Source organism: Oerskovia sp. NPDC056781, assembly GCF_042789955.1.
Classification (GTDB): Bacteria; Actinomycetota; Actinomycetes; order Actinomycetales; family Cellulomonadaceae; genus Oerskovia; species Oerskovia rustica.
In genome coordinates this window covers 1-7749 of record NZ_JBHUAD010000196.1, presented here as the reverse complement: position 1 = coordinate 7749, position 7749 = coordinate 1, and the positions used below count along the sequence as shown (strand labels likewise).

Below are 7749 nucleotides of genomic sequence, written 5' to 3'. Positions count from 1 at the left end.
GCCGGGCACGGTGCGTCCGGTCAGAGGCCGAGCTTGTCGGCCGTGTAGAAGCCGGAGTCGACGAGCGTCGTCTGGACGGTGTCGGCGGTCACGACCTGCGGGTCGAGGAGGAACGAGGGCACGACCTTCACGCCGTTGTCGTAGGTCTCGGTGTCGTTGACCTCGACCTCCTCGCCGTCGACGATCTGCTGGACCATCTTGGCGACCTGGTCGCCGAGCGTGCGGGTGTCCTTCCAGACCGTCATGGCCTGCTTGCCCGCGAGCATGTTCTTCACGTTGGCCTCGTCGGCGTCCTGGCCCGTGACGAGCGGCCAGCCCTCACCGGCGGCGTAGCCGCTGCCCTCGAGCGCCTGCTCGATGCCGAGCGCGAGCGAGTCGTTGGGCGAGAGGACGACGTTCACCTTCTTGTCCGTGTAGAACGAGTTGAGGCGGTTCTCCATCTCGGACTGGGCCTTGGCGGACTCCCAGCCCTGGATGCCGATCGTGGTCCAGTCGTCGACCGTGGCGGGCGCCTTGCCCGAGGGCACGACGAGCTGGCCCGACTCGACGTAGGGGGTCAGGACGTCCCAGGCGCCCTTGAAGAAGAAGCGGGCGTTGTTGTCGTCGGGCGACCCGGCGAAGGGCTCGAGGTTGAACGGTCCGGCGCCGCCTGCGAGGCCGAGCTGCTCGGCGATGAACTCGCCCTGGAGCGTGCCGACCTTCTCGTTGTCGAACGTCGCGTAGTAGTCGACGTGCTCCGAGTCGTTGATGAGACGGTCGTACGCGATGACCGGGATCTCCTCCTTGGCGGCTGCGTCGAGGACCGGGCCGAGCGCCGTGCCGTCGATCGAGGCGATGACCAGCACGTCGGCACCCTGGTTGATCATGTTCTGGAGCTGGGTGATCTGCTGGTCGACCTTGTTGTCCGCGTACTGGAGCGTGGTCTCGTAGCCGGCGTCGCCGAGGAGCTCCTCGAGGTGGGCGCCGTCGTTGTTCCAGCGCTCGAGGCTGCGGGTCGGCATCGCGATGCCGATCAGGGGCGTGTCGCCTCCGCCGGTCTCGCCGCCACCGGACTCGCTGCCCGCACGCTCGGAGCTGCATGCCGTGAGGGCACCGAACAGGAGCGTCATCCCAGCGGCAGCCGCGACCGCCTTGCGCATTGACGTCATCGTCATTCCCTTTCGTCGTCGAACCAGGGGGCGAGCCTCGGCTGTGAGGCCCGCGTCGCCTCCGAGCCGCGGAGGGGGATCCGCGTTGCCTCGGTCGGCACTGCAGTGAAACTAGCCAGGCTTGAGTTAGAGCGTCAAGCGCAGTAACCAGTTCGTGACCTAATTGTGTTCGAGACTCAAACTCAGAGTGGAAGCGGTACCACCCTCGAGCCACCAGGAAACCCCCGTGTCGCCTCGGTTCTCCAGCCCTCACCAGCGTGTACGCTGCTGCCTGTGAACAACGACCGGTCCACACCCGGCTCGCAGACCTCACTCCGAGAAGCGAACCGAACGCGCATCGTGGATGCGGTGAAGCGCTACGGCGGCCTCACCCAGGTCGAGCTCGCCGAGGCCACGGGGCTGTCCACGGCGACCGTCTCGACCATCGTCAAGGAGCTGACCCAGGCAGGGGTCGTCGACACCCGACCCACCTCGCGCTCGGGACGCCGCGCGCTCAAGGTCACGCTCGCGCGCCAGCTCGGCCTCGTCGCGGGCATCCAGTTCGGACACCGCCACCTCAAGGTCGCGCTCGGCGACTTCGGCCGCACGATCGTCGCCGAGCAGCAGATGCCTCTGCCCGTGGACCACCGCGTCGACACCGGGCTGGACCGTGCGGCACTGCTCGTCATGGACCTCCTGGAACGCATCGGCGCCTCGACCGACGAGCTCCTGACCGTCGGCATGGCCCTGCCCGCCCCGGTCGACATCTCGACCGGGATGATCTCGGTGCGCGGCATCATGCGCGGCTGGGACGACCTGCACGTCGGGCAGGTCATGTCCAAACGCCTGGCGCGCCCCGTCGTCGTCGACAACGACGCGAACCTCGCCGCGCTCGCCGAGGCCGAGCTCGGGGCGGCCCGCGCCTACCGCGACTCGGTGTTCGTCCGGGTCTCGTACGGGACGGGGGCGGGCGTCGTCGTCGGCGGGCACGTCCACCGCGGGTACGCGGGGACGGCCGGCGAGATCGGCCACGTCCAGGTGGACCCCGCCGGCCCCATCTGCCGCTGCGGCAACCGCGGCTGCCTCGAGACCGTCGTGGGGTCGGGCGCGCTGCTCGACCTGCTGCGCACGAGCCACGGGGACCTGACCCTGCGCGACGTCATCTCCCGGGCGCTCGAGGGCGACCCGGGGTGCCGCCGCGTCGTGGCCGACGCGGGCGACCGCATCGGCATCGCGGTCGCGACGCTCGCGAGCGCCATGAACCCGCAGGTCATCGTCGTCGGGGGCGAGCTCGCCGAGACCGGTGAGATCCTCGCCGGGCCCCTGCGCGACGCGGTCCGCCGCCACCTCGTGCCCAACACGATCGCCCCGGTCGAGGTCGTGCTGGGCGAGCTCGGTGCCCGCGCCGAGGTCATGGGTGCGCTCGCGCTCGCCCTCCAGTCGACCGACGTCACGAGCGACGTCCGCCTCGCCCCGGGGGCACCCGGCCCCGTGGGCCTCGTCGCCGCAGGAGACTCCGGCCCGCCGTCTCCGGGAGACCGACCATGACCGCGACCGCACGACCGTCTCGCCACGACGACGTGGCGGGCACGACGGCGCCCCAGGGCGCCCGAGCACGAACAGGTGACAGAACGTGAGCAGCTCCGCCCTCCCCGCACTGTCGTTGCACGGCATCGACAAGTCCTTCGGCGCGGTCCGCGCGCTCGAGGGCATCGACCTCGAGGTGCACCGCGGCGAGGTCGTCGCACTCGTCGGCGACAACGCCGCGGGCAAGTCGACGCTCGCCAAGGTCATCGCGGGCGTCCTCGTCCCGGACGCGGGCATCATCGAGTCCGACGGCGTCCCGGTCACCATCCCGAACCCGGCGGCCGCGCACGCGCTCGGGATCGCGACGGTCTTCCAGGACCTCGCGCTGTGCGACAACCTCGACGTCGTGTCCAACCTCTACCTCGGGCGCGAGCTGCGCCACGGTCCTCGGCTCGACGAGGCCGCGATGGAGGACAACGCGCGCCGGATCCTGCGCGACCTCACGTCCCGCATCCCCTCGGTCCGCACGCTCGTCTCCGACCTGTCGGGCGGGCAGCGCCAGAGCGTCGCGATCGCACGCACGCTCCTCGGCGACCCGCGCATCGTCGTCCTCGACGAGCCCACGGCCTCGCTGTCCGTGTCGCAGACCGCCGAGGTCCTCACGCACATCGAGCGCCTGCGCGACCTGGGGCACGCGGTCATCCTCATCAGCCACAACATGACCGACGTGCGCGCAGTCGCGGACCGGATCGAGGTCCTGCGCCACGGCCGCAACAACGGCTCGTTCTCCGGACCCGGCACGAGCTACGAGGAGATCATCGCGGCGATCACGGGCGCCGTCGCCGCTCCGCGCCGGGCGGCCCGCCTGGCCTGACGCAGCGCCCGACCTGCCTGCCGCGCCGGCGGCGCGCCGGCACGCCCCGGCCCCGGGGCCGGGCCTGCGAGCGAAGGTGGCGCGTCCGCGAGCGCCCCGACGTGTCGGCGCGGTGAACAGGACGGGAGCCTGCGTGCCCCAGCGTTACCGCCGGGTTGCCAGCCTGTGGAGATGTGGGCACAGACCGGACGAACCGCGCAGACCGCTGCGCGCACCGCTTCCCCTGCGAACTTCACCCGCTCTACATTCGAGGCACGACAACCACCGGGGGTCCGCTCGACCGGATCGCCCGTCGTCGTGACCGGCACGCAGGGGTGTCGCTGCCCGTCCCGACGTCATCGCCGCCGCCGCTCTCGAGCCGCCGCGCGCCGACCTTCTCGCCGCTCGTCGTCCCGGTCCCGACTTGCCGTCTCTCGTCGTCCGGCGGAGGAGAACGCATGGGTAGCAGCAGACTGGCCGTGGTACGGCTCCTGGCCGTGGTCGCGGTGGCTTTCGGCCTCGTGTACATCGGGTGGCGCTGGACCGGGACCGTGGCGTGGGACGCCTGGTGGATCGCGGTCCCCCTGGTCCTGGCAGAGACGTACAGCCTGGGCGAGACCGTCCTGTACTCGCTGACCATGTGGAACGCGAGGCGCCGGCCCCCGGCTCCCCCGGCCCCCGAGGGCCTGAGCGTCGACGTGTTCGTCACGACGTACAACGAGCCCGTGGACCTGGTCCTGCGGACCGCGATCGCGGCACGCGACATGACGTACCCGCACGCGACGTGGATCCTCGACGACGGCAACCGGCCCGAGCTCGAGGTCGCGGCGTCCCGCGTGGGCGTCGGGTACATCACGCGCGGTCCCGAGTGGGAAGGGCGGCCCCGGTTCGCGAAGGCGGGCAACGTCAACAACGCGCTGTTCCGCACGAGCGGGGACCTCGTCGCGATCCTCGACGCGGACCAGGTGCCCGAGCCTCGGTTCCTCGATCGGGTCCTGGGGTACTTCGACGACGAGGAGGTCGCGTTCGTCCAGACGCCGCAGCACTTCTGGAACGTTCCGCCGAGCGACCCGCTGGGCACGCAGGCCGAGCTGTTCTACGGCCCGATCCAGCAGGGCAAGGACGGTTGGGGCGCGGCCTTCTTCTGCGGGTCGAACGCGGTGCTGCGGCGCGAGGCACTCATGGCGCTGGGGCTGACCCGGTTCTCGCGGGATGCGCGCGGTGCGATGCGTGCCGCGCTCCGGGCCGGCCGGTCCCGGCTCCAGGACCTCCTGAGCCAGCTCGCGGTGCGCGAGCCCGCGGCGATGCCCGTCGCCGAGCAGGCCCTGGCCGCGGTGCGCCGGGCCGAGGGGCAGTTCCGGCGCGGCGACGTGCTCGCCGAGATCACCTCGGAGCTGCGGTCGGCCTTCACCTCGGCACTGGTCCAGGCGTCCGGGTCCGCGCCGACCGAGGCGTCCCCAGGGGCCCTGGTGTCCCAGGAGGCCCCGCCTCTGCCCGAGGACGTGGCGGGCGAGCTGCTCGCCGAGCTCGACGGGGTCCTCGAGCGGGTCGACGTGGCCCGCACGGACCAGGCCCTGACGATCAACCCGCTCGACACGACCACGATCACCGAGGACATGGCCACGGCGATGCACCTGCACGCGATGGGGTGGACGAGCGTCTACCACCACGAGGTGCTGGTGCACGGGCTCGCGCCCGAGGACGTCGGCACCGCGCTGTCGCAGCGCCTGCGCTGGGCCACGGGGTCGATGCAGGTCTTCTTCCGGGACAACCCGCTCCTGGTCCGCGGGCTCTCGCTCGCCCAGCGGCTCATGTACCTGGGCACCATGACGAGCTACCTGAGCGGGTTCGCGGCCCTGGTCTACCTCGCCGCCCCCGTGCTCTTCCTGACGCTCGGCGTCTTCCCGCTGCACGCGGACCCGGCGCTGTTCTTCCTGCACTTCCTGCCGTTCTTCGTGGCCTGCCAGCTCCTCTTCCAGGTCTCCGGCAAGGGCAGCCGCGGGCTGTGGCGCGGGCAGCAGATGTCGTTCGCGCTGTTCCCCACGTGGATCGCGGCCACGCTCTCGGGGGCCTCCGCGGTGTTCCTCGGCCGGCACGTCGCGTTCTCGGTCACGTCCAAGACCAAGCAGGCGACGGGCACGGGCTACCGGCACGTGCTGCCGCAGGTCGTCGTGACCGTGGTCCTGCTCGTGGCCTCGGCGGTCGGGGTGGCCCGCATGCTCGCGGGCGAGGCCTCGGCGCCGGCCACGTTCCTGACCCTGGGCTGGGTCGCGGTCGACCTGGCCCTCCTGTCCGCCGCGCTGCGTGCTGCGCGGTACACCGGGCCCGGCGACACCGTCGTGGACCCTGTCCCCCCGTCCGTCGCGCTCCTCGCGGCCCAGGCCGTGGGCGACGCGCTCGACAGCAACGACGACACCTCCCCGACCGCGTTCGACCCGACGGAAGTCCCGCTCGACCTCACCGTCCGCCACGTCCCCAGGAGCTCGCCATGGCCGCCTTCGTCAGCGCACCCGACCTCACCCTGACCCACCCCGTCACGAGCATCGACCTCCCGTCCGGCGGGCGGCTCGACGCCGCCGCCGTCCTGTCCCTCCGCGAGCCCGTCTCGTCGGCCGTGGCCGACGGGCCGGTCCTCGTCCTGCTCGACGTCTCGGGGGTCGACGGCGTGTCGCCGTCGGGCGTCGCGGGGCTGCTCGACCTGCTGCGCGTGGCCCGGTCTCGCGGCGGGGACCTGCGGATCTTCGGCGCCTCGGCCGCGCTGCAGCACGCGTTCACGGCGCTGCGGCTCGACGCGGTGACCCGCATCTACGGCGGCCACGACGAGGCGCGGGGTCTCCTCGCGTCCCAGGCCTCCTGATGGCGTTCTACCTCCCGGGCGGCCGTCGCCGCCGGCCCGGCCTCGTGACGCCGCTCGTGGTCATGATGCTGGGGGTCGGCGCGGTGGGCGCGGGGTTCGCCGTGGCCGGTCCGCCCGCCGCCCCGGAGGCGCCCGTGGCGGCGGCGTGCACGGCGGACGCGGCGAGCATCGTGCCCGACGACGGCACGCTGCTCGGCGTCAACCTCGACTGGGCGTCGGAGACCCTCGAGGAGCACCGGACCTACCTCGACCACGCGCCGGCGGTCGCGGTCCAGTTCTCCGACGTCCCCTACGACCGCGAGACGTGGGAGCACACGGTCAGCGCGGTCACCCAGATGAAGGCCAACGGGGGCGTGCTGCTCCTGACGCTCGAACCGCACGCGGGCCTCGCGGCCATGTCCGACGAGGTGGTCGCGACGCTCGCCGACGACCTGCGGGACGTCAACGAGCAGGGGGTCGCGGTCGTGCTGCGGTTCGCGCACGAGATGAACGGGTCCTGGTACGCGTGGGGCCAGCAGCCGACGGCGTACGTCGAGACGTTCCGCCGGGTCGCGGCAGCGGTCCATGCCGAGGCGCCGGGCACGGCCATGATGTGGGCGCCCAACTACGGCGGCGGGTACCCGTTCACGGGCGGCCAGTTCGCGGCCCTGCCGGGGTCTGCCGACTACGCGGCCCTCGACACCGACGGCGACGGCACGCTCACCATGACCGACGACAGCTACCTGCCGTACTTCCCCGGGGACGACGCCGTGGACTGGGTCGGGGTCTCGCTGTACCACTGGGGCAACCAGCGCCCGTGGGGCAACAACGAGGTCCCCGAGGACGGCAAGTTCCTCGCGATGCTCACGGGCACGTACGTGGGCACGGCCGGGGACGACGCCGCGGTGCCGGACTTCTACACCGTGTACGGCGTCGAGCACGACCATCCCGTGGCCGTCCCCGAGACCGCCGCAATCTACACGCCGTCGCGCGGCGGGGCTGCCGAGCTCGACATCAAGCGGGCCTGGTGGCGGCAGGTGTTCTCGTCCGAGACCCACGAGCGGTTCCCGCAGCTCAAGATGGTCAACTGGTTCGAGTGGGCCAAGTACGAGATCGAGATCGACGACGAGGTCGACTGGCGGGCTGCAGGTGCCGCCGACGTCCGCGACGCGTTCGCCGCCGACCTCCCGTCGTGGCTGCGCTACGCCGAGGACGTCTCGACCTGTGAGGAGTGACATGCGATCGACCCTGCGCAGGGCCCGGCGCGCACCTCGCCCGGGCGTCCTGGCCGCCGCCGTGATCGTCGTGGTGGGCCTCGCCACGTTGGCGGCCGCCGCCGTCGGGCCGCCTGCGTCCGGGCCCGGGGCGCCCCGCATGGGGCCCCCGCCCGGGCCCCTGACCTGGGC

6 protein-coding genes are annotated in these 7749 nt (G+C 72.2%); 5 read left to right on the top strand and 1 reads right to left on the bottom strand.

Features of this window, described 5'->3' with window-relative positions:
* Positions 1–20 precede the first annotated feature (20 nt).
* Positions 21–1148, bottom strand: a complete 1128-nt coding sequence (gene chvE / locus ACFRCR_RS14775; RefSeq protein ID WP_225227924.1) for a multiple monosaccharide ABC transporter substrate-binding protein — start codon at positions 1146–1148, stop codon at positions 21–23.
* A gap of 273 nt (positions 1149–1421) precedes the next feature.
* Here chvE and ACFRCR_RS14770 point away from each other — a divergent pair, with 273 nt between their 5' ends.
* The 5 genes from ACFRCR_RS14770 to ACFRCR_RS14750 all read left to right on the top strand — a co-directional run bounded on the left by ACFRCR_RS14770 (position 1422) and on the right by ACFRCR_RS14750 (position 7578).
* Entirely contained in the window at positions 1422–2675 is a 1254-nt protein-coding gene (locus ACFRCR_RS14770) for an ROK family transcriptional regulator (protein ID WP_138825346.1), read from the top strand.
* Positions 2676–2760: 85 nt separating this feature from the next.
* Complete coding sequence (locus tag ACFRCR_RS14765; RefSeq protein ID WP_138825348.1) at positions 2761–3528, top strand: ATP-binding cassette domain-containing protein; 768 nt, start codon at positions 2761–2763, stop codon at positions 3526–3528.
* Between the two features lie 437 nt (positions 3529–3965).
* Positions 3966–6032 carry a glycosyltransferase family 2 protein gene (locus tag ACFRCR_RS14760; RefSeq protein ID WP_377678555.1) on the top strand — a complete coding sequence of 689 codons (2067 nt, stop codon included), beginning with the start codon at positions 3966–3968 and terminating at the stop codon, positions 6030–6032.
* Positions 5996–6364 carry an STAS domain-containing protein gene (locus ACFRCR_RS14755; protein WP_377678553.1) on the top strand — a complete coding sequence of 123 codons (369 nt, stop codon included), beginning with the start codon at positions 5996–5998 and terminating at the stop codon, positions 6362–6364. Before ACFRCR_RS14760 ends, ACFRCR_RS14755 begins: the two co-directional genes overlap by 37 nt.
* Positions 6364–7578, top strand: a complete 1215-nt coding sequence (locus tag ACFRCR_RS14750; RefSeq protein ID WP_377678552.1) for a glycoside hydrolase family 26 protein — start codon at positions 6364–6366, stop codon at positions 7576–7578. The genes ACFRCR_RS14755 and ACFRCR_RS14750 overlap by 1 nt, the downstream gene beginning before the upstream one ends.
* Positions 7579–7749: the final 171 nt, after the last annotated feature.